This window comes from Nonomuraea sp. NPDC000554 (genome assembly GCF_040300065.1).
GTDB lineage: Bacteria > Actinomycetota > Actinomycetes > Streptosporangiales > Streptosporangiaceae > Nonomuraea.
On the sequence record NZ_JBEPDC010000004.1, the window covers coordinates 234,847 to 261,817 of the forward strand.

General features: G+C 70.9%; 28 protein-coding genes. 12 read left to right on the top strand and 16 right to left on the bottom strand.

Annotation, left to right across the window (positions count from 1 at the left end; genetic code table 11):
- Nucleotides 1–12 precede the first annotated feature (12 nt).
- On the bottom strand, nucleotides 13–264 hold the full coding sequence (locus ABT294_RS09970) for a hypothetical protein (RefSeq protein WP_350804834.1): 252 nt from the start codon (nucleotides 262–264) through the stop codon (nucleotides 13–15).
- 303 nt (nucleotides 265–567) lie between these two features.
- Between ABT294_RS09970 and ABT294_RS09975 the strand changes: the two genes are divergently transcribed.
- The gene (locus tag ABT294_RS09975) at nucleotides 568–1,122 is read left to right on the top strand and encodes a C40 family peptidase (RefSeq protein ID WP_350804835.1); all 555 of its coding nucleotides are present in this window, start codon (nucleotides 568–570) and stop codon (nucleotides 1,120–1,122) included.
- Nucleotides 1,123–1,235: 113 nt separating this feature from the next.
- On the opposite strand, the gene ABT294_RS09980 is transcribed toward ABT294_RS09975, so the two are convergent.
- From ABT294_RS09980 to ABT294_RS09990, 3 genes are all read right to left on the bottom strand, one after another.
- On the bottom strand, nucleotides 1,236–1,487 hold the full coding sequence (locus ABT294_RS09980; protein ID WP_350804836.1) for a hypothetical protein: 252 nt from the start codon (nucleotides 1,485–1,487) through the stop codon (nucleotides 1,236–1,238).
- Between the two features lie 715 nt (nucleotides 1,488–2,202).
- Entirely contained in the window at nucleotides 2,203–2,655 is a 453-nt protein-coding gene (locus ABT294_RS09985) for a MarR family winged helix-turn-helix transcriptional regulator (protein WP_350804837.1), read from the bottom strand.
- Nucleotides 2,652–3,269 (bottom strand): type 1 glutamine amidotransferase family protein, encoded by a 618-nt coding sequence (locus ABT294_RS09990; protein WP_350804838.1) that lies wholly within the window; start codon nucleotides 3,267–3,269, stop codon nucleotides 2,652–2,654. Before ABT294_RS09990 ends, ABT294_RS09985 begins: the two co-directional genes overlap by 4 nt.
- A gap of 60 nt (nucleotides 3,270–3,329) precedes the next feature.
- Here ABT294_RS09990 and mads6 point away from each other — a divergent pair, with 60 nt between their 5' ends.
- Nucleotides 3,330–4,673: a methylation-associated defense system protein kinase MAD6 gene (gene mads6 / locus ABT294_RS09995; RefSeq protein WP_350804839.1), complete on the top strand. Its 1,344-nt coding sequence runs from the start codon at nucleotides 3,330–3,332 to the stop codon at nucleotides 4,671–4,673.
- Nucleotides 4,670–5,194, top strand: coding sequence for a GNAT family N-acetyltransferase (locus tag ABT294_RS10000; RefSeq protein WP_350804840.1), 525 nt, complete (start codon nucleotides 4,670–4,672; stop codon nucleotides 5,192–5,194). The genes mads6 and ABT294_RS10000 overlap by 4 nt, the downstream gene beginning before the upstream one ends.
- On the opposite strand, the gene ABT294_RS10005 is transcribed toward ABT294_RS10000, so the two are convergent.
- The gene (locus tag ABT294_RS10005; RefSeq protein ID WP_350804841.1) at nucleotides 5,191–7,860 is read right to left on the bottom strand and encodes an AfsR/SARP family transcriptional regulator; all 2,670 of its coding nucleotides are present in this window, start codon (nucleotides 7,858–7,860) and stop codon (nucleotides 5,191–5,193) included. The genes ABT294_RS10000 and ABT294_RS10005 overlap by 4 nt on opposite strands.
- Before the next feature lie 173 nt (nucleotides 7,861–8,033).
- Here ABT294_RS10005 and ABT294_RS10010 point away from each other — a divergent pair, with 173 nt between their 5' ends.
- Both ABT294_RS10010 and ABT294_RS10015 read left to right on the top strand, forming a co-directional pair.
- Nucleotides 8,034–8,882: a M23 family metallopeptidase gene (locus ABT294_RS10010; RefSeq protein ID WP_350804843.1), complete on the top strand. Its 849-nt coding sequence runs from the start codon at nucleotides 8,034–8,036 to the stop codon at nucleotides 8,880–8,882.
- Entirely contained in the window at nucleotides 8,879–10,288 is a 1,410-nt protein-coding gene (locus ABT294_RS10015) for an N-acetylmuramoyl-L-alanine amidase (protein WP_350804844.1), read from the top strand. Before ABT294_RS10010 ends, ABT294_RS10015 begins: the two co-directional genes overlap by 4 nt.
- Nucleotides 10,289–10,294: 6 nt before the next feature.
- Here ABT294_RS10015 and ABT294_RS10020 read toward each other — a convergent pair whose 3' ends face one another.
- The gene (locus tag ABT294_RS10020) at nucleotides 10,295–11,098 is read right to left on the bottom strand and encodes an FKBP-type peptidyl-prolyl cis-trans isomerase (RefSeq protein WP_350804847.1); all 804 of its coding nucleotides are present in this window, start codon (nucleotides 11,096–11,098) and stop codon (nucleotides 10,295–10,297) included.
- Between the two features lie 94 nt (nucleotides 11,099–11,192).
- On the opposite strand from ABT294_RS10020, the gene ABT294_RS10025 reads away from it, so the two are divergent.
- Entirely contained in the window at nucleotides 11,193–12,242 is a 1,050-nt protein-coding gene (locus tag ABT294_RS10025) for a DUF2293 domain-containing protein (RefSeq protein WP_350804848.1), read from the top strand.
- Nucleotides 12,239–12,613, top strand: a complete 375-nt coding sequence (locus tag ABT294_RS10030; protein WP_350804850.1) for an MmcQ/YjbR family DNA-binding protein — start codon at nucleotides 12,239–12,241, stop codon at nucleotides 12,611–12,613. Before ABT294_RS10025 ends, ABT294_RS10030 begins: the two co-directional genes overlap by 4 nt.
- Here ABT294_RS10030 and ABT294_RS10035 read toward each other — a convergent pair.
- From ABT294_RS10035 to ABT294_RS10055, 5 genes are all read right to left on the bottom strand, one after another.
- Nucleotides 12,593–13,198 carry a LysE family translocator gene (locus ABT294_RS10035; RefSeq protein ID WP_350804852.1) on the bottom strand — a complete coding sequence of 202 codons (606 nt, stop codon included), beginning with the start codon at nucleotides 13,196–13,198 and terminating at the stop codon, nucleotides 12,593–12,595. The genes ABT294_RS10030 and ABT294_RS10035 overlap by 21 nt on opposite strands.
- 177 nt (nucleotides 13,199–13,375) lie before the next feature.
- On the bottom strand, nucleotides 13,376–14,575 hold the full coding sequence (gene kynU / locus ABT294_RS10040; RefSeq protein WP_350804853.1) for a kynureninase: 1,200 nt from the start codon (nucleotides 14,573–14,575) through the stop codon (nucleotides 13,376–13,378).
- Between the two features lie 12 nt (nucleotides 14,576–14,587).
- Nucleotides 14,588–15,688, bottom strand: a complete 1,101-nt coding sequence (locus ABT294_RS10045; RefSeq protein WP_350804854.1) for an ABC transporter substrate-binding protein — start codon at nucleotides 15,686–15,688, stop codon at nucleotides 14,588–14,590.
- 62 nt (nucleotides 15,689–15,750) lie between these two features.
- A complete protein-coding gene (locus ABT294_RS10050; RefSeq protein WP_350804856.1) occupies nucleotides 15,751–16,548 on the bottom strand; it encodes a 2-keto-4-pentenoate hydratase in 798 nt (265 codons plus the stop codon).
- Nucleotides 16,541–17,950, bottom strand: coding sequence for an aldehyde dehydrogenase family protein (locus ABT294_RS10055; RefSeq protein ID WP_350804857.1), 1,410 nt, complete (start codon nucleotides 17,948–17,950; stop codon nucleotides 16,541–16,543). The genes ABT294_RS10050 and ABT294_RS10055 overlap by 8 nt, the downstream gene beginning before the upstream one ends.
- 138 nt (nucleotides 17,951–18,088) lie before the next feature.
- Between ABT294_RS10055 and ABT294_RS10060 the strand changes: the two genes are divergently transcribed.
- From ABT294_RS10060 to ABT294_RS10070, 3 genes are all read left to right on the top strand, one after another.
- Nucleotides 18,089–18,751, top strand: a complete 663-nt coding sequence (locus tag ABT294_RS10060) for a VanZ family protein (RefSeq protein WP_350804858.1) — start codon at nucleotides 18,089–18,091, stop codon at nucleotides 18,749–18,751.
- A 153-nt stretch (nucleotides 18,752–18,904) separates the two neighbouring features.
- On the top strand, nucleotides 18,905–19,657 hold the full coding sequence (locus ABT294_RS10065) for a GntR family transcriptional regulator (protein ID WP_350804859.1): 753 nt from the start codon (nucleotides 18,905–18,907) through the stop codon (nucleotides 19,655–19,657).
- A gap of 122 nt (nucleotides 19,658–19,779) precedes the next feature.
- Nucleotides 19,780–20,010, top strand: a complete 231-nt coding sequence (locus ABT294_RS10070; RefSeq protein WP_350804860.1) for a hypothetical protein — start codon at nucleotides 19,780–19,782, stop codon at nucleotides 20,008–20,010.
- A gap of 283 nt (nucleotides 20,011–20,293) precedes the next feature.
- On the opposite strand, the gene ABT294_RS10075 is transcribed toward ABT294_RS10070, so the two are convergent.
- Nucleotides 20,294–21,277, bottom strand: coding sequence for a hypothetical protein (locus tag ABT294_RS10075; protein ID WP_350804861.1), 984 nt, complete (start codon nucleotides 21,275–21,277; stop codon nucleotides 20,294–20,296).
- A 146-nt stretch (nucleotides 21,278–21,423) separates the two neighbouring features.
- Between ABT294_RS10075 and ABT294_RS10080 the strand changes: the two genes are divergently transcribed.
- Nucleotides 21,424–21,945 carry a gamma carbonic anhydrase family protein gene (locus tag ABT294_RS10080; protein ID WP_350804862.1) on the top strand — a complete coding sequence of 174 codons (522 nt, stop codon included), beginning with the start codon at nucleotides 21,424–21,426 and terminating at the stop codon, nucleotides 21,943–21,945.
- Here ABT294_RS10080 and ABT294_RS10085 read toward each other — a convergent pair.
- Complete coding sequence (locus tag ABT294_RS10085) at nucleotides 21,917–22,798, bottom strand: hypothetical protein (RefSeq protein ID WP_350804863.1); 882 nt, start codon at nucleotides 22,796–22,798, stop codon at nucleotides 21,917–21,919. The genes ABT294_RS10080 and ABT294_RS10085 overlap by 29 nt on opposite strands.
- A gap of 74 nt (nucleotides 22,799–22,872) precedes the next feature.
- Here ABT294_RS10085 and ABT294_RS10090 point away from each other — a divergent pair, with 74 nt between their 5' ends.
- Nucleotides 22,873–24,207, top strand: a complete 1,335-nt coding sequence (locus tag ABT294_RS10090; RefSeq protein ID WP_350805158.1) for a hypothetical protein — start codon at nucleotides 22,873–22,875, stop codon at nucleotides 24,205–24,207.
- Between the two features lie 474 nt (nucleotides 24,208–24,681).
- On the opposite strand, the gene ABT294_RS10095 is transcribed toward ABT294_RS10090, so the two are convergent.
- Genes ABT294_RS10095 through ABT294_RS10105 form a run of 3 tightly spaced genes read right to left on the bottom strand, consistent with a single transcriptional unit; the run spans nucleotide 24,682 to nucleotide 26,854 of the window.
- Complete coding sequence (locus ABT294_RS10095; protein WP_214318429.1) at nucleotides 24,682–24,963, bottom strand: metal-sensitive transcriptional regulator; 282 nt, start codon at nucleotides 24,961–24,963, stop codon at nucleotides 24,682–24,684.
- 29 nt (nucleotides 24,964–24,992) lie between these two features.
- Nucleotides 24,993–26,063 carry a glycosyltransferase gene (locus ABT294_RS10100; protein ID WP_350804864.1) on the bottom strand — a complete coding sequence of 357 codons (1,071 nt, stop codon included), beginning with the start codon at nucleotides 26,061–26,063 and terminating at the stop codon, nucleotides 24,993–24,995.
- Nucleotides 26,060–26,854 carry a hypothetical protein gene (locus ABT294_RS10105; protein ID WP_350804865.1) on the bottom strand — a complete coding sequence of 265 codons (795 nt, stop codon included), beginning with the start codon at nucleotides 26,852–26,854 and terminating at the stop codon, nucleotides 26,060–26,062. Before ABT294_RS10105 ends, ABT294_RS10100 begins: the two co-directional genes overlap by 4 nt.
- Nucleotides 26,855–26,971: the final 117 nt, after the last annotated feature.

Genomic DNA, 26,971 nt, shown 5'->3' on the forward strand with positions numbered 1-26,971 from the left:
CGGCATGCTGTTTCAGCCGTTGTTGTTGTTGAGCGCGCTCAGGTCGGCGTCGAGCAGGTGGCTGACGGTGAGCACGTCCAGGTAGTTGAGCGAACCGTTCAGGACGCTGTTGGCCGCCGTCAGGTTGTCGAGAACCGACCACTGGCCGAGGAGTTGGGTGCCGGTGTTGGCGGAGTTCGGGCCGTCGTCGGCGGAAGCGCTCGTGGCGGAGACACCGAACATGAGGCCGGCGATGGCTGCACCGGCAAGAATGCGCCGCATCATTTCATTCTCCTTCGTTGGAATCGGCGCGGATCGCGCGTCATCGTGAATACTCACTCGGTTGCGAGATGCCGCCACAACCATGCCTTTCCAGGAGGACACGATCAAGCGGACGCCACCTAAACAGAAGTCAAGGAGACTTCTTTATTCTTTGATGTTTAATCCCGGGTCGTCCAGAAATGCCCGACTGATCCTGTTATAAGGCCAGATTTGGGCGGGCAATTCGGACAGACCATGTTTGGACTTCTCCCCAAGAGGCGAGGAAAGAGCCGGAAACGTCCTTATCTAGTGAAAGCGCTGCATATTATGGACGCTTCACCAACGCTTCCGCGCAGGGCCGTGACGCTCCTCGTCCTCGCCGCGTTCGCCTCCACCGCGGCCCCTGCCGAGGCGCGGAACACCGCCGGCGGCCTGTCCACGGTCACGACCCAGCACCGGCAGGCGGCCGGCGCGGTCGCGGTGCGCGCCGCGATGGGGATGCTCGGCGTCCCCTATTCCTGGGGAGGAGGCGGGCCGGAGGGGCCCACCTACGGGATCGGGCACGGCAGCCAGACCAAGGGCTTCGACTGCTCCGGCCTGACCGAGTACGCCTGGGCCAGCGCGGGAGTGCGCATCGGCCCCACCACGCGAGAGCAGTGGCGGGCTGGAACCCGGATTCCGAAGGCCCAGGTGGAACCGGGCGATCTGGTCTTCTACGACAACAAGCCGCGCCGTCCAGGGCCCGAGCACGTCGGCCTGGCCGTCGACGCCACGCGGATCGTGGACGCGCCGTTCACCGGCGCTGTCGTGCGCCTCGATCCGCTGGACAAGCCCCATTTCCTGGGGGTGGTGCGGCCCGCGCCCACCGACGTCGTCCCTTGACGGTCTCGCCCCACGACCAGGGTCGATCGCCCCTGGCCGCGTGGCGCCCCACCCGGTGGCCACCAGGCGGGTGCTCCGTGGCCTCGCGAGAAATCCACGGCCGGTCGAGAACGTCAGCCGTTGTTGTTGTTCAGGGCGGCGACGTTGAGGTCCGCCAGGTGCTCGATCGTCAGGACGTCGATGTAGTTGGCCGAGCCGTTGAGGACGTTGTTGAGCACGGTGGCGTTGTTCAGGATGCTGTACTGGCTCAGGAGCTGGTTGCCGGAGTTGGCGGCGTTGGGGCCGTCGTCGGCGGAGGCGCCCGAGGCCGAGAGAGCGAACGCGACGCCTGCGATGGCTGCACCGGCGAGAATTCGACGGATCATGTTTGTTTCCTCCATTGATCGGCGCGGAATTTCCGACGCCATAGTCGTTTCTGCAGGGCTGTGAGGTGCCGGGAATAACAATCGCGGCAGGCGGCGGACCCCGCAACCCAAGAACATATGCTCGGAGTCAAGGGGGCACCTCGTTTTCTTGGCATTGGGCCGTCAAACGCGCGCCCTGCGGTTGTTCCGGTGCGCAGCGAAACGAGGCTCATTTGAACCCGGCCAAGAATGAAGTGGCCGAACCCGGGCCGTCGTTTGGCCGCGTTTCACCCGGGCTTGAGGGCCCTGCTACGCCCAGCGGCGTAGTCGGGTCGCCGCCCTCCGTCGGACGTCCGGAACGCGGGAAACGGTGAGGATGGGCGCCGGATGCGAATGTCCAAATCTGGAGGCCGGGTCGTGAGCACGGGCAAAGAAAGAGCGCTGCGGCCGCGTACGCAAGATCGTGACGGTCGTGCACATCATCGCGTCAGTTGCGCTGGAGAGGTGTCGTGCTCACCACCGCAGCGGCGGTGACCAGCGATAACGCGCTCGCCCACACCGCTTATCGGCTGATGTCCGCGCTGGTTTTCGCGGGCGGGATACCGCTCAGCATGATCTCACTGGCGACCGGGACGTCACCTGGGAGGAGGGGTTCGCCCGCAGGCAGGGGAACGTGCGCCGCACCCTGCTGAGCCACGACCGCCTGGTGGCGGTCGAGTTGGCGCACGCTCGGGCGTCATCCTGGCGACCGCTCGCTGATCCGGTCGAGGGCGGCCGACAGGCGCTGGAGCGCCGCCAGGCTCTCCTTGGCCTGCTCCAGCCCCAGTTCGGCCACGAGCCGGTCGGCGAGTTCCCGATGTCCGGGGACGATCCGGCGGACGGCGGCCCTGCCCTCAGGTGTCGGCCGCAGCAGCTTGGCCCTGCGGTGCGCGGGGTTGGGCTGGTACTCGGCCAGCCCCTTCTCCACCAGCAGGTCGGCGATCCGCTGCACCCCCTGGCGGGTCATGCCCATGACCCTGGCGATGCCCGACACGGGCAGCGGCTCCGGCAGGACCGCCCCGAGCACCTGCCACCAGGCGGCGGTCAGCCCCGCGGGCCTGGCCAGCCCCTCCGCCACCTCCAGGAACTGGCCGTTCAGCCGGAACGCGCCCAGCGCGGTGGCGGAGAGCAGTTCCGCCGACTCGCTCATACAGCCATCAACACCTCGAAGGCCGACGCGTCGCTGCGCCCGAACAGGCGGAACCAGGCGTCGAGGACCTCGGGCCGGAGGACGTCGAGGCGGCGGAAGATCTCGCGGGCGAAGGCCACCGGTTCGGTGGGCCCGGCGGTGACGAGGTCGCCGTCGAGCACCGCGTCCTCGTCGCGGTAGCGCTTGGCGCCCGCGTAGCCCGCCTGCGCCTCCAGGTACTGCACCGCCCCGCTGGTGTGGTCGCGGTCGTCGAGCAGCCCCTCGCGGGCCAGCCCGGCGGTCGCGCCGCAGATCGCCGCGACGGGGACGCCGGCGTCGAGGAACTCGCGGGCCTTGCGGGCGAACGGGGCGAGGTCGTCGCCCGCGTCCCACAGCCCGGCCCCGGGCAGGATCAGCATCGCGCTGCCGGCCGGCGTGAGGGCGTCGAGGGCGAGGTCGGGGAGGACGCGCTGGCCGCCCATGGTGGTGATCGGCTCGAGGGAGGGGCCGACCGTGACGATCTCGTACCCGCCGGGCTCGCGGTGGAACTGCCCGTTGCGGAGGTGGGCGGTCGCGTGGCCCGTCTCCCAGTCGGCGAGGGTGTCGTAAACGGCGAGGTGTACCGGCTTCTTCATGACAGCAGACTGTCATAACGACAACATGCTGTCAATCGAATTCGTGCGAGGATAGGGCCTATGGCAGAGATCGTCGGCGGCGGACGTCCGGTCAACGACGCCGAACGGCGGGTGATCGCCTACCTGCGCGATCACGCGCCCGCCGACTGGCTGCTGCTGCACAACGTCGAGGTCCCCCGCGGCGACGACGTCTTCGAGGTGGACCTCCTGGTCCTGACCGGCCACTCGCTGGTCGTCGTCGACGTCAAGGGCACCCGCGGGCGCATCGAGGTCTCGGGCACGCGCTGGTTCCCGCCGCGCCGCGAGGCGTTCGGGTCCCCGGTGGCCAAGCTGCGGGGCACCGCGAAGGCGCTGAAAGGGCTGCTCGTCTCACAGGCCACGCAGCTCGAACGGGTGTACGTCGACAGCCTCGTGGTGCTCACCTCGCCCGACGCGGAACTGGTCGATCCCGGCGGGCGCGACTCCCCGAACGTCGCCCTCCTGTCAGAGCTGATCGCGACACTCGGCGACGTCTCGCGGGTCAGGCGCGGGGGCAGTCCCGACGTCAGGCCGTACCTGACCGCGATCCTCGACGCGCTCAACCAGACCGTGCGGCGCAGCACCGCGCCGCCCAGGTTCGGCAACTGGGAGGTGGAGGAGCAGCTCGGCGGCGACGTCAGGGTCACCGAGTACCGGGCCTTCAACGCGACCCTGCCAGGCAGCGAGACCGTGCTGTTGCGCGTCTACCAGGCCGACCCGCTGGCCGACAGCGCCGCCCGCGCCGCCGAGCGGCAGCGCATCGCCAACGCCTACCAGTCGCTGGCGCGCATCCCGGCGCACCCGTGCGTGGTGCGCTCGCGCGACTTCTTCGCCATCGACGACGAGAGCCGGTTCGTCCTGGTGCTCGACGACGTCCACGGCGAGGCGCTGCACCTGCGGCTGCGCGGCGGCGTCCGGCTCGGCGTGATCCAGGACCTGCTGCGCGGCCTGGCCCACGCGCACGCCCACAGCGTCATCCACCGGGCGCTGACCCCCGCCTGCGTGCTGGTCACCGACGACGGCCACGCGGTGCTGACCGGCTTCGACTACGCCAAGCCGGGCCAGCGCGACTACACGGTCGCGCACGAGCTGAGCAACGTGCTCGACGCCCACTACGTGGCGCCCGAGTGCCAGGACCGTCCCGACCGGATGACGCCGGCCTCCGACGTGTACGCGGCCGGGGTGATCGCCTTCCAGCTGCTCACCGGCGAGTTGCCGACCAGCGCCGACTCCTCCGGCGCCGACGTCCCGGACGTGGTGCGCAGGATGCTCGACCACTCTCCCGCCAAGCGGCCGTCGGCGGCCGAGGCCCTCGACGGCCTCCAGGGCGTCCCCCACGAATCCCGCCTCAGACGTCTGGTCCGTCGAATAGTGTCCGGATCATGACGATTACGTTGAAACCGGTCGGCGAGGAAGACGTGGCCTTCCTCAACCACCTGACCAACGCCCCCGACGGCGCGGGCGAGCATCAGTGGTTCGGCTGGCACAACCCGCACCGTCACCGGGAGCGCTGGGAGGCCGACGGCCTGCTCAACGACGACGGCGGCGTCCTGCTCGTCATCGCCGGCGGCGACCGGGCCGGCCTGGTGAGCTGGCGGAAGGAGCGCGCCGGCAGGGTCTCCTACTACTGGGAGATCGGGCTGATCCTGGCGCCCGGGTTCCGCGGCAAGGGGTACGGCACGCGCGCCCAGCAGCTGCTCGTGCGCTACCTGTTCGACCACTCGCCGGTCAACAGGATCCAGGCCGCGACCGAGATCACCAACGTGGCCGAGCAGCGCGCGCTGGAGAAGGCCGGTTTCACCCGCGAGGGAGTGCTGCGCGGCATCGGCTTCCGCGCGGGTGAATGGCGCGACGGCGTCCTCTACAGCATCCTGCGCTCCGACCTCGCCGACCAGGCCGAACTCTAGCCAGGCAGGGTTCGCCGTAGCGCGCTGGCGTGGTTGAGGTAGTCGAGGGCCAGCACGGTGCGTCCGGCGGAGCGGTGCAGCTCGCCCAGCATCTGCGTGGTGGACGCCTCTCCGCTGCGGTCGCCCAGCTCCTGGAAGATCTCCAGCGACCGTTCCAGCCCGGCCGAGGCGGGCAGCCACTCGCCGCGCGCCGCCTGGAGCCCCGCGAGGCTCTGCATCGCGTACGCGCCGCAGTGCCGGTCCCCGAGCGACTCGAAGATGTCCAGCGCGTGCCTGTGGAAGGACATGATCTGGTGCAGGTTGCCCATCTGGAGGCAGACGCACCCCTCGCGGTGCGCGTCTCCCAGCTCCTGCGCCAGCCGCATCGCCTGGCCGAGCGACTCCGACGCCTGCGCCAGGTCGCCCGACTTGAGGCAGACCCTGCCGATGGCCTGCCGGGCGAACGCCTCGCCCTGCTGGTCGCCGGTGGACAGGAACATGGCCAGGGCCCGCCTGAAGTGGCCGAGCGCCTGCGCGTGCCTGCCCCGGAACTGGCTCACCGCTCCCAGCCCGCAGACGGACGTCGCCTCGGCCCTGGCATCGCCCAGGGCGTGGAAGAGCTTGCGGGAGCGGGTGAAACCGTTTACGGCCTCCTCGTAGCGGTCCTGGTACAGGCTGACCTGGGCGAGCCCCCTGAGCATGGCGGCCTCCCCGTAGGTGTCGCCCGACGCGCGGGCGGCGGCCAGCGCCACCGTGTGCGTCCGCTGCCAGGTGTCGAGGTGGCAGTGCAGGTCCAGGTACGGCACCAGGGCGGCGGCCAGGCCCCACGCCGACTCGGCGAGCCCCGCCTGCGCGGCGACGTCGACGGCCGCCACCAGCGTGTCGTGCTCGGCCTCGAACCAGCCGATCGGGTCGGAGGTGAGCCGGTCCAGCGTCTGCTCGGGCAGCCGCCAGCCAGGGGTCCTGGGAGCGGTGAGGCTGAAGACCGTGGTGGGCAGCCTGGCCATGGCGTGCTCGGTGGTGGCGGTCCACGCGGCGAGCACCCTGGCCAGGCCCGCCGGGTCGGGGCCGCGGTCGAGCGCGTGACGGCGGATGAGGTCGGGCATCCGGTAGCGCGGCTGGCCCACCGGGTCGGTGCCGACCAGTTCCAGCAGGTTGACGTCCACGAGCAGGTCGGTGACGTCGTCGGCGCGGGGCCTGTCCAGCGCGGCGCCGACCACCCAGCCCGGCTGGTGGCGCGCCCCGAGCAGGCCGAACGTGCCCAGCGTGCGGGCCGCCTCGTCGGGCAGGCGGTGGTAGCTGCTGTCGAGGCAGGCCCGCATCTCCTTGAGCTCGCCCAGGCTGTCGTCCTCCAGCCGCTGCCTCAGCACCGAGAGCGACCAGCCCGGCCGTCCCGCCAGGCGGGACCCGGCGCTCCTGACGGCCAGCGGGATCCCTCCGCACGCTTCGACGATGGCCAGCGCGGCCTCCTGCTCGCGCGCCACCCGGTCGGGGCCGACGATCCTGGCGAGCAGCCCGAGCGCCTCCTGCGGCGGCAGCTCTCCGACGTCGATCTGGAGCGCGCCGGGCAGCTCGGTGATCCGCCGCCTGCTGGTCACGATCACGACGCTGTCGTTACCGGGCAGCAACGGCTCGACCTGGTCGGCGTCGCGCGCGTCGTCGAGCAGTAACAGCATCGGCCGCTCGGCGAGCACCGACCGGAGCAGCGCGGAGCGCTCGTGCGGCGTGGGCGGCGCCGGCTCGACGCCGAGCGCCCTGAGCGCCTCGGCGAGCAGGTCCGCCGGCTCCTTGCCGTCGAGGTCCAGGTAGAGCTGCCCGGCGGGGAAGCGTTCGCGCAGCGCGTGCGCGGCGTGCACGGCCAGCGCGGTCTTGCCCGCTCCCGGCAGGCCGGAGATCACGGCGACCGGGAACGGCTCGGCCAGGGCCGCCAGCTCGGCCGCCCTGCCGGTGAAGTCGGGCAGGTCGGGCGGGAGCTGCCGGGGGGCGGGCGGCGGCACGTCGTCCGCCAGGATCGTCTCGTAGGCACCGCGCAGCTCGGCGCCGGGTTCCACACCCAGCTCGTCCACCAGTCTGGCGCGGACGGTGGCGTAGGCCTGGAGCGCCTCGGCCTTCCTGCCGCTGCCGTGCAGGGCCAGCAGGAGGCGTCCCCAGAGGTCCTCTCTGTAGGGGTGCTCGGCCAGCAGCCCGCGCAGTTCGGCGATGGCGCCCGCGTGGTCCTGGGCCGCCAGCCTGTGCTGGATCAGCTCCTCGACGGCCCGTAATCGGGCCTCGTGGAGGGGTTCGAGCCGGCGGTCCCAGAGCGGGCTGCCGGGGAGGTCGGCCAGTGGCGCGCCGCGCCAGAGCGCGAGCGCCTCGCTGTGGCGCGCCTGTCCGACCAGGTCCTCGAAGACCTGGAGGTCGAGAGCGCCGTCGGGGACGTCGATGGCGTAGCCCGAGCCGTCGCCGCGCAGGTGACCGCCGCCGAGGTCGGACCTGAGCGAGCTGACATAGGTCCGCAGATTGGCCTGTGCGGAGGCCGGCGGGCGGTCCGGCCAGAGCACCTCGACGAGGTGGTCGGCGGTGACGATCTGTCCGGCGTCGAGCAGCAGCGTGGCGAGCAGGACTCGGGGCTTCCTGCCGGAGATCCGGACGGGTTGACCCGCCGAACGGACTTCCAACGGGCCGAGCACGTGAAAGGTAACCGTCATGAACCGAATCAGCTCCTTTTGGGGAGGCCTGACAGATCTTGTACCGGTTCTGGACGATTTATGTGCGGCTTTTGCGAACCCTGGTGCCAGAGAGCATCGCCGAAAGGATCACCCTCATGAAGCTCAGCGGAGCCATTGTCGCTGGCCTCGCCCTGTTATGCAGTCTCGGAACGATGTCGGCTGCCCACGCCGATCCGGAACCCGATTCCGGACAGGCGGAGCTCCTCGCCACCAACTTCCAGCTGCCGTTCCCCTGCGGCCAGACGTGGACCGGCAACTCCAGCGACAGCAGCGCGCACCAGTCGTACGAGATCGACTTCAACCGCGGCAGCACGCCGGACGCCGACCGCGGCGACACCGTGGTCGCCGCCGCCTCGGGCACCGTGGTGATCTCCGCCCACCAGGGCTCGACCAACGGCTACGGCAACCTCGTCAAGATCGACCACGGCGGCGGCTGGACCACGTACTACGCCCACCTGGACAGCCGCGCGGTCTCCGAGGGCCAGGCGGTCACCCAGGGCCAGAAGATCGGCGAGGTCGGCAACACCAGCAAGCCGGGCAACAACATCAGCCCCCACCTCCACTACGAGGTGCGGCTCGGCACCAGCTACCCGTCGAACATCCAGAAGGCCGTCTTCGACGGCGTCACCTTCGGCTACCCCACGCAGACCGTGACCTCGAAGAACTGCGGCGGGAACCCGTACACCCCCGAGAAGGTCTGCGGCGCGGGCTACAGCGTGATCGACTCCGCGGCGCTCGGCGCCGACGGCGCCGTCTACCTGCTCTACAACGCCTCCAACGGCAACAACTGCGTGACCACGATCAAGTCCAGGTCGCTGGGCACGGACACGGCCACCACCGCCTACCTGGAAGTCCAGGGCGGCGCCCGGAAGAGCGACTCGGGCAACTTCGGGTACTACGCGGGCCCCGTCGTCGCCTCGGCCCCCGGCACGTGCGTCAAGTGGGGCGGCAAGGCCGGTTCCTCCTCCTACGACAGCTCCTGGGAGCACTGCGGATCATGAAGATGAGAACCCTGATGGTGGCCGGCCTCCTCACGCTCGCAGCCACCGGGCAGCAGGCCGCGCACGCGTCCACCGCCGCCAACCCCCTGTCGGACGCCTTCGACAAGGCGGCCACCACCTACGACGTGCCGCGTGACCTGCTGGTCGCCCTCGCCTACGCCGAGACCCACCTCGACGGGCACGGCGGCAAGCCCAGCGCCATGGGCGGCTACGGCGTGATGCACCTGGTGAGCAACCCGGCCAACCACACGCTGGAGGAAGCGGCCAAGCTCACCTCGCAGCCCGTGGGCACGCTGAAGTCCGACGACGCGGCTAACGTGCTCGGCGGCGCCGCCGTGCTGCGCGCCAAGGCCGACGCGGCCGGCCTGGACGGCAAGGCCCGCGACGACGCGGCCAGGTGGTACCCGTCCGTCGCCGCGTACGGGCACGCGTCCGACGCCACCACGGCCAAACTGTACGCCGACGCCGTCTACGAGGTGCTGGCCGACGGCGTGCGGACGGCCGGCGTGCAGACCGCGCCGAAGGCCGTCGAGCCCGACCGCGGCACGTACGAGGACGTCCCGCAGCCGCTGGCGGCGGGCACCGACTACCCCGGCGCGCGGTGGGTGGCGGCCAGCACGTCCAACTACGCCGTGTCGAACCGGCCGAGCAGCGACCAGATCGACCGGATCATCATCCACGTCACCCAGGGCTCGTACGCGGGCTCGATCTCGTGGTTCCAGAACCCGGCGGCCAAGGTGTCGGCGCACTACGTGGTGCGCTCGTCCGACGGGCAGATCACCCAGATGGTGCGCGAGAAGGACCGGGCCTGGCACGCGGGCAACAGCGAGTACAACCGGCGCTCCATCGGCATCGAGCACGAGGGCTACATCGACGACGCCTCCTGGTTCACCGACCAGATGTACCGGTCGTCGGCGGCTCTGACCCGCAACATCGCCGACAGGTACGGCATCCCGAAGGACCGCACCCACATCATCGGCCACGTCCAGGTGCCCGGCAGCGACCACACCGACCCCGGCTCCCACTGGAACTGGACGACGTACATGAGCTACGTGACCGGCGGCGGCTCGGGCGGCGGCACCAACCCGTACACCGCCGAGAAGGTCTGCGGCAGCGGCTTCAAGGTGATCGACTCGCAGGCGCTGGGCACGGCGGGCACCGCCTACCTGCTCTTCAACAGCGCCAGCGGCAGCAACTGCGCGACCACGCTGAAGCTGAACTCGCTCGGCACGGCCACCGCCACCAGCACCTTCCTCGAGGTGCAGGGCAGCGCCAGGAAGACCGACTCGGGCAACTTCACCTACTACGCGGGGCCCGTCACGGCGTCGGCCTCCGGCAAGTGCGTGAAGTGGGGCGGCAAGGCGGGCTCGGCCACGTACGAGAGCCCGTTCGAGCACTGCGGCTGAAACCCGCTAGAGGCCGATGCTGTCGATCACGTCCACGACGTACAGCATCGGCTTCCGCTCGTCCGGGGACGGGAGCGCGACGCGGCAGCCCACCCGCCGTCCCGTCAGCCCCTCGACCCACCCCGACGGCACCGCTCCCCGCTCCAGCGTGAAGGCGCTGGGGCCGCCCCTGCGGTAGGACGAGTCCACGACCCTGCGCGACGGCCACTCGGCCGCCACGTACTGGACCACCACCTTGCCCCCCGCCTTCACCGGCGGGCCGGAGCCGTCGATGACCGTCCGCGGCTCGCTGGTCAGGTCGAGGTCACCGGGGATGCTGGGCAGCGTCCGGCCGAACAGCCGGGCGTCCGCCGGGTAGCCGCCCAGGATGTCGAAGACCAGCACCAGCGTGTCCGCGGGTCTGATCCCCGTGAGCGGGATGTTCGGGCCCTGCGCCTCGCCCGCCGGGCTGACCAGCATGACCCTGCTGCCCGCCGCGCGGCCGATCAGCGCCTCGCGCCAGGTGGCCGAGACGTGCCGCCCGTCGAAGACGACGGTGGTCGGCTGGTGCGCGTCGTACGTGGTCAGGTACGGCTTGTTGCCCGTCCACTGGCGGATCTCCACATCCGCGAGCACCACGTCACCCGGCACAGTGCGCCGCCCGGCGCCCACCGACAGCACGGTCACGCTGGGCGTCCGGCCCGGCCGGCCGCTGGGGATGGCGATGACGGGCTTGCTGCCGAACGTCCCCGAGACGACGGGCATGGTGCCGTCGTCGGCCAGGCCACACGAGGTGGCCATCATGAGCAGGGCAGGCCAGAACAGTCGCACGCTCTCTCCCCGTGACGCGAACCCGCCAGAGTTACTTGCCGGGATCGGGGCAAGGAATGCCGACGTCCTGACAAAGAGGCGGGAAACTGGACCGGTGAGCAAGCCCAACCTGGCCCGCAGGGTCGCCGAGACAGCCGAGGTCGCCCTGGCCAACCGCAAGTACGTGACGTTCATCGACGTGGTGACCGGGCTGCGCTGGTTGCACTCCCGCCACATCGAGACCTGGCAGCAGGGGCGGGCGGCCACGCTGGCCGAGTTGGCCGCCGTCGACGACGACCGCCTGCTCACCGCAGCCGCGCTGCTGAGGGACTGGGCGGTGGCCAAGGGGCTGCGTCCGATGGCGGGGACGTACGTGTCGGGCAGCCGCGACCGGCGCGAGCTGCGCTTCACCGGCGGCCACGAGCAGGAGCCGTTCCGGACGCACTGGCTCTCCCCCGACCTGAGCGAGGCGCGGGTGCGGCAGCTCGCGGAGCGGCAGGCCAAGGCCCCCGACCTGGTCGTGGTGTCGCCGCTCGACACCTGGACGTGTGCCTCGTGCGCCGACACCGGCCCCTACCTGATCATGGAGGACGACCGGCCGTACTGCCTGACCTGCGCGGACATGGACCATCTGGCGTTCCTGCCGTCGGGGAACGCGGCGCTCAGCAGGCGGGCCAAGCAGGAGAGCGGGCTGTCGGCGGTGGTCGTCCGGTACAACAGGCGCCGCAAGGTCTACCAGCGGCAGGGGCTGCTGGTAGAAGAGGAGGCCATGGCGCGGGCGGAGGAGCGCTGCCTGGCCGACGAGGAGGTGCGGCTGCGCCGCCGCGAGCGCGACAGGGAGCGCAGGGCCGATCAGGACGTCGAGTTCCAGGCCAGGATGGCGGCCGAGATCGCCCGCCTGTTCCCCGGCTGTCCCGCCGACCGGGCCGAGGCGATCGCCGCCCACGCCGGGCAGCGCGGCAGCGGCCGGGTGGGGCGCACCGCGGCGGCCAGAGCCCTGGACGAGAACGCGATCACGCTGGCCGTGGTCGCGTCCATCAGGCATCTGGACACCGACTACGACCGGCTGCTCATGTCGGGCGTCCCTCGGATGGAGGCCCGCGACCAGATCAGGGACCGCATCGACGGCAAGCTGGCCGAGTTCCGCGTAGCGTCACCGTCATGAGCGACTGGCACGACGTACGGGAGCGGATGCGCGAGTTCGCGCTCGGCTTTCCTGAATCCCACGAGGACCACCCGTGGGGCGAGACCGTCATCAAGGTCAACAAGAAGATCTTCCTCTTCCTCGGCCTGGACGGGCCGACCGAGAAGTGGAGCCCGCACTTCGGGGTGAAGCTGCGGTCGGAGGCGCACGGCCACGCGCTGACCGTCGACGGCGCGGCACCGAGCGGGTACGGCCTGGGCAAGGCCGGCTGGGTGACCGTGCCGTTCCAGGCGGAGCTGCCGGAGACCGAGGTGCTGCTCGACTGGGTCGAGGAGAGCTACCGGGCGATCGCCCCGAAGCGGGCGGTCAAGCTACTGGACGGCGAGGCGTAGCGCGAAGGCGACCAGCAGCACCCCGGTGGCCCGTTCCACCCTGGAGCGGACCCTCGGCGTGCGCAGCAGCGCGCCGACCCGGTCGACGATCACGTTGTACAGGCTGAACCAGAGGGCGTAGAGGACGGCGATGATGCCCGACAGCAGCACCGCGTCGCCCATGGTGTCGCCGTGCGTCGGCAGGAACTGCGGGAGCCACGTCACGAACAGCAGCAGCACCTTGGGGTTGAGCAGGTTCGACAGCAGGCCCCTGCGCACGTGCAGCAGGGCGTTCCCGCCCGGGCCCGCCTCGGCCGGCTCGCCGTCGCCGCCCCTGCTGGGCAGCAGCGCGCGGACGCCCAGCCAGAGCAGGTAGCAGACGCCGACCCCGCGGACCACGGTGAACGCGGTGGGTGAGGCCGCGAGCAGCGCCGACAGGCCGATCGCGGCGGCGGCCGCGTGGACCGTGAGGCCCAGCAGGCCGCCCAGCATCGTCAGCAGGCCCGCCAGGCGGCCGTGCGCGAGCGAGCTGCGCATGATCAGCGCGGCGTCGGGGCCGGGGATCATGATCATTATCAGGGTCGTGACCACGAAGGTCAGCAGCATGGCGGGGGTCTCCCAGTGCTGAGAGCGCGCTCCCGCCAACCCGCTCGTGCGCAGGCCGCACGGTGACGCGGGCGAACATCGGAGTGCCTTGTGGGCACCCAGATGCTATCGGACGGCTCAGCGCTCGATCGGAGGTGCCCCCGGCCGGCTACTTGGCGAAGGCGCGCTCGTTCCCGTTCAGGTGACTGTGAGCCGCTGGGCGTACCTCTCGTCCCGCCAGAGCTCCTTCTCCAGCACCTTGATCAGCGTGGCCGCGGCGTCGTACACGTCCACGTACCGGGTGTAGAGCGGCGCGAAGCCGAAGCGGAGGATGTCCGGCGCGCGGAAGTCGCCCTGCACGCCCCTGTCGATGAGCGCCCGCATCACCGGGTAGCCGTCGGGGTGGCGCAGGCTGACCTGGCTGCCGCGCCACTCGGCGTCCCGGGGCGAGGCCAGTTCCGCGGCGTCGCCGACCAGGTCGACGAAGAGCGAGGTCAGCGCCATGCTCTTGGCCCGCAGCCGGTCCATCGGCACGCGCTCCCAGACGTCCAGCGCCGCGTCCAGGGCCGCGAACGACAGCACGTGCGGGGTGCTCACAGCGAACCGCCTGATCCCCTCCGCCGGACGGAAGTCCCGTTCGAACGCGAACGGCTCGGCGTGGCCGTGCCAGCCGGACAGCACGTTCTCGGCGGTCTGATGGTGGCGCGGGTTGACGTAGAGGAAGGCGGGCGCCCCCGGGCCGGCGTTGAGGTACTTGTAGGTGCAGCCGACCGCGAAGTCCGCCGCGGAGACGTCCACCTGGAGGGCGCCCACGCTGTGGCAGACGTCCCAGATCATCAGCGCGCCCGCGTCCTGCACCTGGGACGTGATCGCCGGCACGTCGCGGCGCTCGCTCGTGCGGTAGTCGACCTCCGACAGCAGCACCACGGCCGCGTCGTCGAAGCGGCCCTCGGCGACGTCGCGGATCTCGTGGCCGCCGCCCAGCGCCCTGGCGAGCCCCTGCACGATGTAGTGGTCGGTCGGGAAGTTCGTGACGTCCGAGACGATCACCCGGCGGTCCGGACGCAGCCGCAGGGCCGCGGCCACCGCCTGGAAGATCGCGATCGACGTGGTGTTGCCCACCACGACCTGGCCGGGGCCGGCGCCGATGAGCGGCGCGAGGCGGTCGCCCAGCGTGAGTGGCTGTTCGTACCATCCCGCGTGGTTCCAGCCGCCGACGAGCTGGCGGCCCCACTCCTGCTCGACCGCCTGACGCACCCGCTCGGGAGTGCGGCGGGGCAGCGCGCCGAGCGAGTTGCCCACCAGGTAGACGACTCCTTCCGGCAGGACGAACTCGTCCCTGAACTCGCGCAGTGGGTCTTCGGCGTCAAGGGCCAGACAGTGATCCCGATCCAACACCTGGAAACTCCTTCATCCCGTTTTCGGGGGGATGGTAGCTATTACCCGGTTAACGCCATTTTCGTACTCCCGGACGTACCAGTTCTGCACCGGGTTGTGCGTCCTCGCGTCGAGCATGAACGTGCCCCTCGGGCTCGGGATCACCCTCACCCCGGCCAGCGCCCGCGTGAGGTCGCCGCCCTCGGCCGCCGCCCGGTCGATGAGCTGCATGGCGTCCCAGCTCTGCAGCGCCACCGCCGACGGGTTCCTGCCGGTCTTCGCCTTCCAGGTCGCCACGAACGCGGCGTTCGCCGGGTTGTCGAGGGCGGGCGAGTACAGGCCGACGCTGGTGAGGCCCTCCGCGGCGGGGCCGATGGCCGCGACCACGTCCTCGTCGGCGAGGTTCTGGCAGGTCAGCAGCTTGACCCTGCGGTCGTAGCCGAGCTGCTCGAAGGTCTTGGCGAAGGTGACCGCCTCGCCGCCCGCGTAGAACGCGTACACCAGCTTGGCGTCGGACGGGATCATGCGCAGGTACGGCCCCAGGTCCGCGGCCCCGCCGAACGGGGTGAGGATGCGCTTGACCGGCTCGGCGCCGAACCCCTCGGTGAAGCCGTCGAGCGTCTCGATCCCCGCGGAGTAGTCGGGCGCCATCAGCACCACGCCGTCCCCCGCGTAGTGCTGGGCGGCGTACACCCCCGCCGCGTAGCCGTGCGCGTGGTTGGTGGACGACACCCGGAAGACCCCCGGGCCGCCCAGCTCGTCCGCGCCCGCGTTGGCGATGACCACCGGGACGCCTCCCGCCTCCTTGACCACCGAGACGGCGACGGGCGAGGCGAGCAGGCCGGTGATCACGCTCACCCCGTCGCGGGCGATCAACTTCCTGGCCTGCTGCTGGCCCTGCTCGGGGTTGCCCGCGTCGTCGGCCACGAGCAGGCGGGCCGGCCTGCCGCCCAGCCTGCCGTCGTGCTCCTCCAGGTAGAGGCGCATGGCGGTCTCCATGTCGTCGCCGAGCGGGGCGTAGACGCCGGTCTGCGAGATGATCGCGCCGACCTTCAGGGTGGCGTCGTGCTGCGCCTGCATGGTCGCCGGCGCGCCACACCCGGCCACCAGCAGCCCGATCAGAGGCAGCCGCACGAACGCCGGCGGCCCTGCTCCCCTCAGCGGCAGGCGTGCGGATGGCGGCCGCCCGGCGGCCCTCACCGGGGGAAGGCGGCCCGCACGGAGCCGAGCCCGTCGATGCTCACCTCGAACTCGTCGCCCGGCTCCACCGGCACGACGGGGCCGAGCGCGCCGGTCAGGACCACGTCCCCGGCCCGCAGGGGACGGTCGGTGCGGCCCAGCGCCCCCGCGAGCCAGACGGCCGCGTTGACCGGGTGCCCGAGGCAGGCGGCGCCGGTGCCGGCGGAGACCTCCTCCCCGCGCCGGGTCATCGTCATCCTGGACGACCGCAGGTCCAGCCCCGCCAGCGGGACGGGCGTGTTGCCCAGCACGAACGCACCGGCCGAGGCGTTGTCGGCGATCGTGTCGGCCAGCGTGATGTCCCAGTCGGCGACGCGCGAGTCGGCGATCTCGATGGCGGGCAGCGCGAACTCCACCGCCCTGAGCACCTCGGCGGCCGTGAACGGCCCGCCGACCAGGTCCGCGCCCATCACCAGGGCGACCTCGGCCTCCGCCCTCGGCTGGAGAAACCCCTCCACAGGCACAGGAAGCCCATCGAGGTACGACATATCCGCGAAAAGCATGCCGTAGTCGGGTTGGTCGATGCCGAAGTGCTGCTGCACCAGCGGGTTCGTGATGCCGACCTTCCTGCCGACCAGCCGCCGCCCGGCGTCGAGCGCCCGCCGCGTGTTGATCGCCTGGACGGCGTACGCGTCGGCCCCCGTGCTGATCAGGTCTCTGATCGGCGGGCACGGCTTCCCGAAACGGGCGGCCTCCAGCAGCCGGTCGGCCGCCTGGGTCCGCGCGTCGACCGCCTCTGACCATTCGTCATGCATCGGGTTGCTCCAGCTTGATCGTGATCGTCGTGGGTTGTGAGTAGAAGTCGAGCGAGCGGGTGCCGCCCTCCCTGCCCGTGCCTGACAGTTTGCCGCCGCCGAACGGGGTCCGCAGGTCGCGCAGGTACCAGGTGTTCACCCAGACCAGCCCGGCTTCCAGCCGCTGGGCCACGCGGTGGGCGCGGTCGAGGTCCGAGGTCCAGACCGTGGCCGCCAGGCCGTACTCGGTGCTGTTGGCCAGGTCCACGGCCTGGCTCTCGGTGGTGAAGGGCGCGACATGGCAGACCGGGCCGAAGATCTCTTCCCTGTTGAACCTGGACCATTCCGAAAGCCCCGACACCACTGTGGGTTCCACGAAATATCCGCCGTCGCGCGCGTCTCCGAACGACGGTACCCCGCCTCCGGTCAGCACCTTGGCCCCCTCCGACCTCGCCAGCGCGTAATACGAGAGCACCCTCTCCCGGTGCTCCGCCGAGATCATCGGCTGCGGCTCGACGATCTGCGCCCGTCCGGCGAGGACCGCGCAGAACTCCTCGAAGATCGGCTGTTCGACGTAGAGCCGCTCGGTGCACAGGCACACCTGCCCGCCGTTGGTGAACACCGACCGGACGGTGCCGTCGATCGCCCTGCCGAGGTCGCAGTCCGCGAAGACCACTCCGGCGTTCTTCCCGCCCAGCTCGAACGAGACCGGCCTGACCCGGTCCGCCACCGTCCTCATGATCGTCTGGCCGGTACGCGTGGACCCGGTGAACGTCACCCCGTCGACGCTCGGGTGCTCCACCAGTAACTGTCCCGCCGGGCCGGACCCGAAGATCACGTTCACCACTCCCGGGGGCAGCTCGACCTCCTCGCAGATCTCCGCGAACAGCGCGGCCGAGCAGGGCGTGTACTCCGACGGCTTGACCACCACCGTGTTGCCCGCAGCCAGGGCGGGGGCGAGCTTCCACGTCATCAGCAGGAACGGCAGGTTCCACGGCACGATCACCGCGACCACGCCGAGCGGCCTGCGCACCGTGTAGCTGAGCGCGCCGGGCAGGTGGAACGCCTCGTCGGGGCGCTGGGCGGCGATCTCGGCGAACGTCCGGAAGTTCAGCACGCTCCGGGGGATGTCCAGGGTTCTGGCCGCCTCCAGCGGCTTACCGGTGTCGGCGGCCTCCGCCGCCACCAGGTCGTCGAAACGGGCCTCGATCCCGTCGGCCAGGCGGCGCAGCCACCCGGCGCGCTCCCCCACCGGCAGGGCCGCCCAGCCGGGAGCGGCCTCGCGGGCCGCGCGCACGGCCCTGTCGACCACCTCGGGGTCGGCGTCGTACACCTGGTCGATCTCCGCGCCGGTCACCGGATCGCGGACCGGGAAGGCCGAGCCCCCAGCCACACGCGTCCCGCCGATGAAGTGGGTCAACACCGAACTCTCCCCTTTTCCCCTCGAGTCCCCGCGGATGACGTTCGGCTGCTCGCTAGCATCGTCTCCCGCGAACGCGATCCACGCCATGCCACGCGGGCACGCGGCCGTCCCGTCCGCGCGCACGGTGTCCTCGCGCGGGTGGTAGCTGGGCGCCGGGGTGGCCGGGACCGGCTACCGGCGGTGGGCGGGGCGGAGGGCGGGTGGGGTGTCCGGGAGGACACCTTCCTGTACCTCGGCCGGGGCGACATCATGGGCCGGGTGACGCAGACTTGGGATCAATGGGGAAATGTAGTGATCGCCGGGTTTCTGGCCCTTCCACTGGCCGCTCTGGCGATCCTGCTCCTCTCCCGCCGCCGCGCCCGTTCCGGACACCCGGCTCCGGTGCGCACGGCGCTCGCGGACGTCGGCATCGTGGTCGGCACCGCCCCCTGGATCTGGATGATCCTCACCCCGGGCGGCGGTCGGAGCGGTGTCAGTATGGTCCCGTTCAACGACCTCACCTGGCTCGTGCGCGCCCCGTGGGAGACGGTGTTCGTGCAGGTGGGCGGCAATCTGCTGGTCTTCGCCGCACTCGGCGCGCTGCTGCCGGTGCGCACCCCGAGGATGGCCTCGCCGGCCCGCGTCGCGGCCGTCGCGGCGGCCTGCTCGGTGACGGTCGAGACCCTCCAGTACGTGCTGAGCCTCGGCCGTGCCTCCTCGGTCGACGACGTGATCATCAACACCCTGGGGGCCGTCCTGGCCGCGCTGGCGACTCGACGCTGGTGGGCGTCCCGAATACCGGCCGTGACCGTGTCGAGTTAACGGTCCGCGAAAACCCTCAGTGAGGGCGCCACACGGGCACGATCCGCACAAAAGAAGCTCGCAACCAACCTCTGTATCTGTGCGATCGTGGACAAGACGGGGCAAGTTCTCTGGAGACGCCAAACCCGGTTGGTGACAGAGGGTGATCGAAACGTGTCTGAATCCCCGGTATCCCACGAACCCCCGATCTATCGACGCATCGCCGACGGTCTCCGCTCCCGGATCCTCGCCGGCGAACTGCGCGACGGGGACAGGTTGCCGGGCGAGAACGCGCTCATGGCCGAGTACGCGATCGCCCGCGCCACCGCCAGGCAGGCGCTCGCCGTACTGATCAACGAGGGGCTGGCGGTGCCGAAGCGAGGTTCGGGGGTCTACGTGCGACTGTTCAAACCGATACGCAGGCACGGCTCCCGCCGCCTTTCCCGCGAGCAGTGGGGACAGGGGCGGGCCATCTGGGACGCCGACACCCGCGGCCGTCCCTTCACCGTCGACGAGGTGGAGGTGGTGCGCGAGCGGGCGTCCGAGGAGATCGCGGGCGTGCTCGACAGCGGCGAGGTGTGGGTACGGCGGCGCCGCTACTCGGTCGACGCGCGGCCCGTGCAGTTGGCCACCTCCTACTTCCCCGCCCGCCTGGTCGAGGGCAGCGCCATCACGCAGCCGGAGACCGGGCCGGGCGGCGTCTACGCCAGGCTCGGGGACCTCGGAATGCCGCCCGCCCACTTCACCGAGGAGGTCAGGGCCCGCATGCCGAGACCCCGCGAGGCCCGGCTGCTCGACCTGCCGGGCGGCACGCCGGTGATCGTGATCGGCCGTACCGCCTACACGGCGGGCGGCCTGCCCGTCGAGCTGAACGAGATGGTCCTGGACTCGGCGGCGTACGTACTTCAGTACGACTTCGACGCCTAGATCAAGGCGACATGTCAAGCGATAGGTTGACCTGTCCCTTGCGATCATTGATTTCTCTAGAGATGTGGCGCACCTTCTAAAGGAGATGGAATCGCACAGCGGGTCACCGGAGAGGTGAGCAGATGTCCTTTGACCGGCATCTCGCCGAGATCGCCCGGGAGTATCCGCTGTGGACCATCTGGCGGAGCGATGCCGGACGCTGGTGGGCCACCCGGCACCGGCCACTCAACGTGGCCCAGCGCGACGCCGGATGCGCGATGACCATCGACGCGGACGACCCGGACGGCCTGCGCGATCAGCTCCGGGACCAGGAGAGATGGGCTCGCGAGCACGGGAGCCCGGCTCCTCCTTAGCGCCAGGCCACGGCCGGGCGCACCCGAGCGCCTGGCCAGGCGCACACGAGCAGCCCGGTGCCGGGTTCAGCGTCTCGGCGGCCCCGGTACCGGGCCCCCAAACGGGGCCAGGAACGCGGAAGTCCCCGACCCGATCGGGGGCGGGGGCTTCCGCTCGTCTCCAGGCGAGGCGAGGGCGAGTAGGGTCCCGTCAGCGATGGCGGGACCCACTTGCGCACTTCTGATCAGGGCTCCGTCGGCGTCGCCCCGGCCCTGCTCGCGGACCTCCAGGTCGGCGCCGAGACTACTTGCGCACTTCCAGGCGGCCGATGTTCACGTCCGTGTCGTCGGAGATCTGCTCAACCTCCTGGCGCGGCTCCTCGTCCACGTCCTCTTCCAGGATGACGCGCACGTCCTCCTGAGGAGCGGGAGCAGGAACGGGGGCGACGGCGAGTGCGGGCGTGGTGTCGGCGGCGATCAGCGGCCCGGCCTCGGTCTCGTCGCGCATGAGATCGCCGAGCACCGAGCCGATCTCGGTCAGCCGCCGCACGACCTCCGCGTGCGTGTTGGTCAGGTACTCGACCCGGCGGCCCGCGTGCTCGTCGAGCGTCGTGACCCGCTGCTGGGCCGCGGCCAGCGACGTCTCGGCCTCCTTGCGGGCGCTGCCGACCGTGTGCTCGGCCTCCGCCTGCGCACCCTGGACGAGCTGCTCCGCCTCCTGCCTGGCGCCGGTGAGCAGGCGGTCGGCCTCCGCCCGCGCCTCACGCAGCGCGTCCTCCGCCTCGGAGCGGGCCGTGGCCAGCGTCTCCTCGGCGTCGGACCCGGCCTGCGCCAGCATCCGCTCGGCGGCCGAGGTGGCCTCGCCGACCCGGCGCTCGGCCTCCGCCTGGGCGGAGGTCAGCATGTTGTCGGCCGTCTCGCGCGCGGACGTGACGAGGTGGTCCGCCTCCGACCTGGCGGCGTCGCGGACGCTGGTGGCCTCGGCCTCGGCGGACTCCTTCTTCGCCGCGGCCTCCTCCTCCCCCAGCTTGAGGATCTGTGCGAGCCTGGGGCTGAGGTCCTCGTAGCTCTGTGGCGCCTCAACCATCCGCCGTCTGGCCTCCGCCAGCTCGACGCGCCCCTGCTCGGCCTGGTCGATCGCCCGCGCCAGCCGCTCTTCCAGATCCCTTAGCTGGTTGCGGGTACGGATGATGTAGTCATGGACCTGGCGGCGGTTGTAGCCGCGCATCACAACTTCGAAGGTGTCCTCTTGCATCAGATCGGGGAGACTCTCGTGCTGGTTTGTCATGGGGGTTACCTATGGTTTGCGTGAGGCGGGGGATAACTGCGGGTTGTGAGGGTCTGACGACGACACGTCAGGAAACGACTTTCCTGCCATCTGCCCACGTCCGCAACCGGAACGCCATAGCTGGGCCGGGAATTACGATGTGACGGGTGTACATCGCAGCGTTGGACAACGGGGCAGTCCCGGACATTCACCCCGAGGCATACATCGCCCCAGGTGCGGTCGTGGTCGGCAAGGTGCGCGTGGGCCGGGCGTCCAGCATCTGGTACGGCTCCGTTCTCCGGGGGGACGACGAGCGGATCGAGATCGGCGAAGAGTGCAACGTACAGGATCTCTGCTGCCTGCACGCCGACGCGGGTGAGCCCGCGATCCTGGAATCGCGGGTCAGCCTCGGCCACAAGGCCATGGTCCACGGCGCCCACGTGGAGTCCGGCGCGCTGATCGGGATCGGCGCGATCGTGCTGGGCGGGGCCCGCGTCGGCGCGGGCACGCTGGTCGCGGCCGGCGCCCTGGTCGGCCCCGGCAAGCGGATCCCCGCCGGGGTGCTGGTCGCCGGGGTGCCCGGACGGATCGTGCGCGAGCTCACCGACGAGGACCGGGCGTCCTTCGCCCGGACTCCCGACAACTACATGGCCAAGGCTGTCAGGCACCGGCAGGCGTCAACACCTTGATCAGGGCCTCGTCCGATACCGAGGCGGTGTTCAGCGGGTCGGCGTAGTCGGGCAGCTTCGGCCTGAGGAAGCGGACGAAGTCCACGGTCATCTTCAGGTCGGGCTTGCCCTTGATCTGCTTGGCGTTGGCCTTGGTCGCGTCCTTCTTGAGGGTGTTGTAGCTGTCCCAGTCGGTGTAGGCGGTCATGCCCCACTGCAGCACCTCCGGCAGCTCCGACGGCCAGCGCCTGCCGACCTTCCAGGCGCCGCCCTGCTCCCGGTACAGGGCGGCGGCCGCCCGGCCCACCCTGGCCAGGACGAGTTCCACCCAGCCGCTCTTGACCGCCAGCTCCTGCGGCTTGGAGCTGCCGTTCTGGGTGTACTTCACCTCGACCTGGCCGCTCTCGTCGGCGGTGCCGGTGGTGACCGACATCCAGTACGGCTTGTCGTTGGAGTTGGGCACCCTGGCCATCAGGCCGCCGAGCGAGAACTTGCGCTGGGGCTTGGCGCCCTTCTTGCCCTCCACCTTGACCCGGGCGTACATCACGATGTTGCCGGCGAGCTCCTGGTAGACGAACGGGCCGCGGAACCCGTCGAACCAGGTGGAGGCCTTGGGCTCCAGGTACAGCGAGCCCTTAGCGGTGGCGTTGACGTCCAGCTTGGCGATGCGGTCGAGGTCCTTCTCCGTGTCGCTGAGCTTGCTCCACACCGACAGCTCGGCCGTGGACGCGAACTCGCTCGACGCCGAGCCCACCTCGCCTCCGGGGGTCGGGGGTAAGGCGTTGTTCACGGAGAGCACGCCGGGCCCCTGGGGCGACGGCTGCGCCGACGTCGCCGTCCCGCACCCGGCGAGCACGGTCGCGACTGCCAACACGCCTGCCATCTTTGCCCTCATAGCGGCCATTCTGCCGCGTTATCTCGCTGGATGATCCGCTCGCCGTGAGTACGATGGCCGCCGTGCGCCCCTGGGATGCGTTCACCGCCGCCGAGACGGACGTCCGCGCGATCGTGACGGACCCGCGCTGGCAGGGGCTGTCCGTGCCCGATCGCGCGCACGCGATCGCGGCCAGGGCGCTGGTCACGCCCGACGGCGACCGCTGGCTCTTCGGCGCGCACGCGCGTTGGCACCTGCACGACCCCGCCGACGGCTACTGGCACCTGGCGCCGCCGCCCAGGGGTACCCCGGTGCGCAGGGCCGAGCACGCCGCCGCCGTGCTGCCGGCCCGGGTGATCCCGCGCGGCCCCGACTTCGCCGCCGAACCCGGGTCCACCCAGGCGTTCGTCGGGCCCGACGTGCCCACCTCCCTGACCGAGCAGGTGCGGGTGCTGGTGCGGACCAGCGGGCGCAGGTCCGAGCTGGAGTTCCCGCTGACCGCCTTCGACGAGATCTTCGCCTCGGACGTCCCGAGCACGGTCGCCGCGATCTGGGGCACCATCATGTGGTGCGCCTACGCGCCCGCGTACGACGGCAACGAGCAGTTGATCACCATCTTCGGCGAGTACCTGCGCAGGCCGCTCCCCGGCGACGAGTGGGTGCGCTGGCTGCCGGCCCCGCCGCTGCTCGACCTGGTCACGCTCGTCGCGGAACGGCAGCGCACGGGCCGATCCCGCGCGGCGCTCCGGCTGGCCGCGCTGATCGCCGACACGGCCCAGATCCTGCTGTCGGACGCGCGCTTCAGGCCGCGGGCGCTCGCGCTGCTCACGATGGTGGAGCCGGCGCTCAGGCAACCCGGCCTGGACGACCAGGCGTCCCAGCGCGACGCCACCGCAGTGCTGCGGGCCTGGCTGGACCGCTGCCCGGACCGCCTGGCCAGGGCCGTGCTGGCGGAGACCGATCCGGAGGCGAACTTCCGGCACACGGTCTACGACCTGTCCGAGTCTCTGGCGTTCGCGTCCGATCCGGCCGCGGCGGCGGCGACCTACCTGGCCGACCTGTCCGACTCCAGGTCGCTGCTCCCGTCGCGGCTGGACCACCGCCTCAGGCAGGCGTACGAGGAGCTGGCCCTGGCGGGGTTGACCAGCACGTCCAGCAGCGAGAGCACGCAGCCGGAGGGGTTCCCGGTGCTCTCGGGGGGCTCCGCCGTGCAGGTGCTGCGGGAGCGCGGATCGGAGGCGGAGGCGCCGCCCGACAGGGCGAGCGCGGCGGCGGTGCTGGGAGCCGCGTACGCCACGGGCCTGGCCTGGCGCAGACTCACCGGGGCCAAGGTGCCGGAGCGCGGCTTCGCCGGGTCGGCGGCGCTGGTGCGCAGGCTCATCCACGAGCGCGACGACGGCCACACCTAAACCACTAATACCGCTATTTCACTCTTACTCCACCTATATCGTTCTAACACTCTAAACAACAGGCAATATGCGGAATTGTGATCTCGGATTCGGGAAATGATCCCCCTGGGGCCCGAGGGGCTCCGAAAGGAATGACCCCGATGGGCCATGTTGCCTGGAGGGCCCCGGCCGTAACCTCGAAGAGGGTGTGGGCTGCGGAAGGAAGGACGACGCGGTGGGGCACAATGACCTGGACTCTCGGGTCCACGACCGTGTCGCGTTGGACGAGATTGCGCTTTACGCCGAGGTGCTCACCGCCGTCGCTGTAAGCGAGCGGCGGCTGACCTTGGACGAGCTCGACGACGCGCTCGGATTGCGGACTTCGGCCAGTCGCTGAAGACCATCACTATGACCTAGTCCCGGATCCCCAAAAGGATCCGGGACCGTGGCTGACCGGGGCCACAACATAACTAGTCAATCGGCGCCCGGCGTCTCCTACGAACGGACGAGCCGCGCGATCGCCGCCGACGCCTCCTTGACCTTCGCGTCGGCCTCGGGCCCGCCACTGTTGATGGCGTCGGCCACGCAGTGGGAGATGTGCTCCTCCAGCAACCCCAGCGCCACCGCCTGCAGCGCCCTGGTCGCCGCGGAGACCTGGGTCAGCACGTCGATGCAGTACGCGTCGTCGTCGACCATCCGCTGCAGGCCCCTGATCTGCCCCTCGATCCTTCTCAGGCGAGTGAGGTAGGCCTGCTTGTCTGCGCTGTACCCATGCATGCTTCTACGGTACCCGTAACCCGTATCGCTCAGCGGAGATCCGCGATCAGCTTCTCCCACTGCTCGCCCACCTCGCCGGCCGCGTGACACAGCGCGGTGTCCAGCGCTCCGGCGGCCAGCGAGCGCCGCCTGCGCTCGTCGTCGATCAGCGCGAGCAGCGCGGCGGCGAACATCTCCAGCGCGCCGTCGCCGTCGGGCACGAGCACCCCGTTGTAGCCGGTCGCCACGAACTCCGTCGGCCCCCTGGCACCCTCGAACGCCACGACGGGCACCCCGCAGCCCATCGCCTCCAGGACGTTCATGCCGAGGTCCTCGCTGCTGGAGGTGTTGGCCACGATCGACGCCTTGGCGAACTCGCCCGTCAGGTCGGGTGTGGTGCCCATGAAGTAGACGTGGTTGTGCAGGTTCAGCTCGCCCACCAGCGCGCGCAGCCGCCGCTCCTCCGGGCCCCCGCCGTACAGCCTCAGCCGCCAGTCGGGCCGCTTGTCGGCCACCACGGCGAACGCCCTGATCAGCCTGTCGTACGCCTTGACCGGCACCCACCTGCCGCCCGCCGCGACGATCCGGTTGTCCATCCGCGAGCGCGGCCACGGGCCGCCCGGCAGCGCGTCGGGCACGGCGTGCACGGCCGGGCCGCCCTCCTCCAGCAGCCTGGCCCACTCCTCCTGGCCCGACTCGGTGGCCGTGACGACGGCGTCGAGCCGCGGATACAGCCGCTTGACCGGCCCCGGCACGGCCGGTCTGCTCCACTCGCGGGCGATCTTCAGCATCTCGCGCGGCGCGTGCCTGGCCGCCTGGATGCTCAGCGCCGGCCTGGTCGTGATGAGGACGTCGCTCCTGAGGTTCCTGAGCAGCCGCCACAGGGCGACCTCGGTGCGCACCTGCCCTCCGCGGAACAGCCGCCTGACGCCCGGCCTGGCGTCGACCACGGAGCGCATGGTCACCCGCTGCCCGACGGGGAAGAACGGCTTCTCCTTCTGCCGCCTGAGGCTGATCACCTCGACCTCGTGCCGCTCGGCCAGGGCCGCGGCCAGGTTCAACGTCGAGCGGACGTCGCCACGCATGCCGTACGCGGAGGAGAGCAGCAGGCTCACCTTCACCCGCCCACCTCGATCCGCAAGTCGTCGTCGGCCGTGTAACAGGGGCGGATGGGGACCCCGTCGACCTCGGCCGACGGGTAGTGCAGGCGGCGGCGCTTGCCGTCGACGTCGTCGAGGTGGGCGCCCAGCCTCAGCGGCGCGGGCACGCCTTCCACCTCCAGCGTGGGCTCCCAGGTGCCGGACGCCTCACTGTCGGCCGCGAGCACGTTCACCAGGGAGACCGCGGCGTGGAAGCGCACCCCCTGGACCGTGGCGGAGCCGGCCACCCGCGCGGCGGACTGCCTGCGGTGCAACGCCAGCCTGGCCTCGTGGCGGGCGTCGTCGTCCTCCAGGCCGGTGTAGGCGAGCAGGCCCATCACCTCGAAGCGGCCCTCCCTGAACCAGATCGAGCGCACCTCGGCCACCGGCTCGGCGTCGGCTATCTTCAGCGCCAGAAATCCGTTACGGGTGCGGTAGGACCGGTAGGCGAGGGTCCGCTTGCACAGCGCGTACGCGTCGAGATGGTCGAGCGAGAAGCCGGGGTCGATGCTCCGCAGCCGGACGCGCTTGCCGTCGCGTCGCAGGTAGGCGTCCCAGCGCCCGGCGGTGAGCATCAGCGGCGCGAGCGAGACGGCCAGCGTGGCCTCCCGGGCGCGCGCACCCGGGGTGCCGAGCAGGACGTCCCGCTCGACCCCCGTGGTGCGATGCCTGAGCACCAGTTCGGTGCCCTGTTCCAGGGGTTCGTCGATGGCGAGTCGGAGGGAGAGCACGTCGGCCAGCGTGACTTCCGCGTCTGTGACAACGACGCGCATCACGTGCCCCCTCCCCGTCGAATAGAGCCATGCGACGTTGAGGTTACCGTGATTTTCCCGTTATGTGGATGGCAGTTTTCCCGCACCCAGCACTCCTGACGTGCGGAACTTCTCCAC

What these genes read in the sequence shown, in the direction of transcription:
- ABT294_RS09970 (WP_350804834.1), bottom strand. Translation starts at nt 264, where the DNA reads ATGATGCGGCGCATTCTTGCCGGTGCAGCCATCGCCGGCCTCATGTTC.
- ABT294_RS09975 (WP_350804835.1), top strand. Translation starts at nt 568, where the DNA reads ATGGACGCTTCACCAACGCTTCCGCGCAGGGCCGTGACGCTCCTCGTC.
- ABT294_RS09980 (WP_350804836.1), bottom strand. Translation starts at nt 1,487, where the DNA reads ATGATCCGTCGAATTCTCGCCGGTGCAGCCATCGCAGGCGTCGCGTTC.
- ABT294_RS09985 (WP_350804837.1), bottom strand. Translation starts at nt 2,655, where the DNA reads ATGAGCGAGTCGGCGGAACTGCTCTCCGCCACCGCGCTGGGCGCGTTC.
- ABT294_RS09990 (WP_350804838.1), bottom strand. Translation starts at nt 3,269, where the DNA reads ATGAAGAAGCCGGTACACCTCGCCGTTTACGACACCCTCGCCGACTGG.
- mads6 (WP_350804839.1), top strand. Translation starts at nt 3,330, where the DNA reads ATGGCAGAGATCGTCGGCGGCGGACGTCCGGTCAACGACGCCGAACGG.
- ABT294_RS10000 (WP_350804840.1), top strand. Translation starts at nt 4,670, where the DNA reads ATGACGATTACGTTGAAACCGGTCGGCGAGGAAGACGTGGCCTTCCTC.
- ABT294_RS10005 (WP_350804841.1), bottom strand. Translation starts at nt 7,860, where the DNA reads ATGACGGTTACCTTTCACGTGCTCGGCCCGTTGGAAGTCCGTTCGGCG.
- ABT294_RS10010 (WP_350804843.1), top strand. Translation starts at nt 8,034, where the DNA reads ATGTCGGCTGCCCACGCCGATCCGGAACCCGATTCCGGACAGGCGGAG.
- ABT294_RS10015 (WP_350804844.1), top strand. Translation starts at nt 8,879, where the DNA reads ATGAAGATGAGAACCCTGATGGTGGCCGGCCTCCTCACGCTCGCAGCC.
- ABT294_RS10030 (WP_350804850.1), top strand. Translation starts at nt 12,239, where the DNA reads ATGAGCGACTGGCACGACGTACGGGAGCGGATGCGCGAGTTCGCGCTC.
- ABT294_RS10035 (WP_350804852.1), bottom strand. Translation starts at nt 13,198, where the DNA reads ATGCTGCTGACCTTCGTGGTCACGACCCTGATAATGATCATGATCCCC.
- ABT294_RS10050 (WP_350804856.1), bottom strand. Translation starts at nt 16,548, where the DNA reads ATGCATGACGAATGGTCAGAGGCGGTCGACGCGCGGACCCAGGCGGCC.
- ABT294_RS10070 (WP_350804860.1), top strand. Translation starts at nt 19,780, where the DNA reads ATGTCCTTTGACCGGCATCTCGCCGAGATCGCCCGGGAGTATCCGCTG.
- ABT294_RS10075 (WP_350804861.1), bottom strand. Translation starts at nt 21,277, where the DNA reads ATGACAAACCAGCACGAGAGTCTCCCCGATCTGATGCAAGAGGACACC.
- ABT294_RS10090 (WP_350805158.1), top strand. Translation starts at nt 22,873, where the DNA reads ATGGCCGCCGTGCGCCCCTGGGATGCGTTCACCGCCGCCGAGACGGAC.
- ABT294_RS10095 (WP_214318429.1), bottom strand. Translation starts at nt 24,963, where the DNA reads ATGCATGGGTACAGCGCAGACAAGCAGGCCTACCTCACTCGCCTGAGA.
- ABT294_RS10105 (WP_350804865.1), bottom strand. Translation starts at nt 26,854, where the DNA reads ATGCGCGTCGTTGTCACAGACGCGGAAGTCACGCTGGCCGACGTGCTC.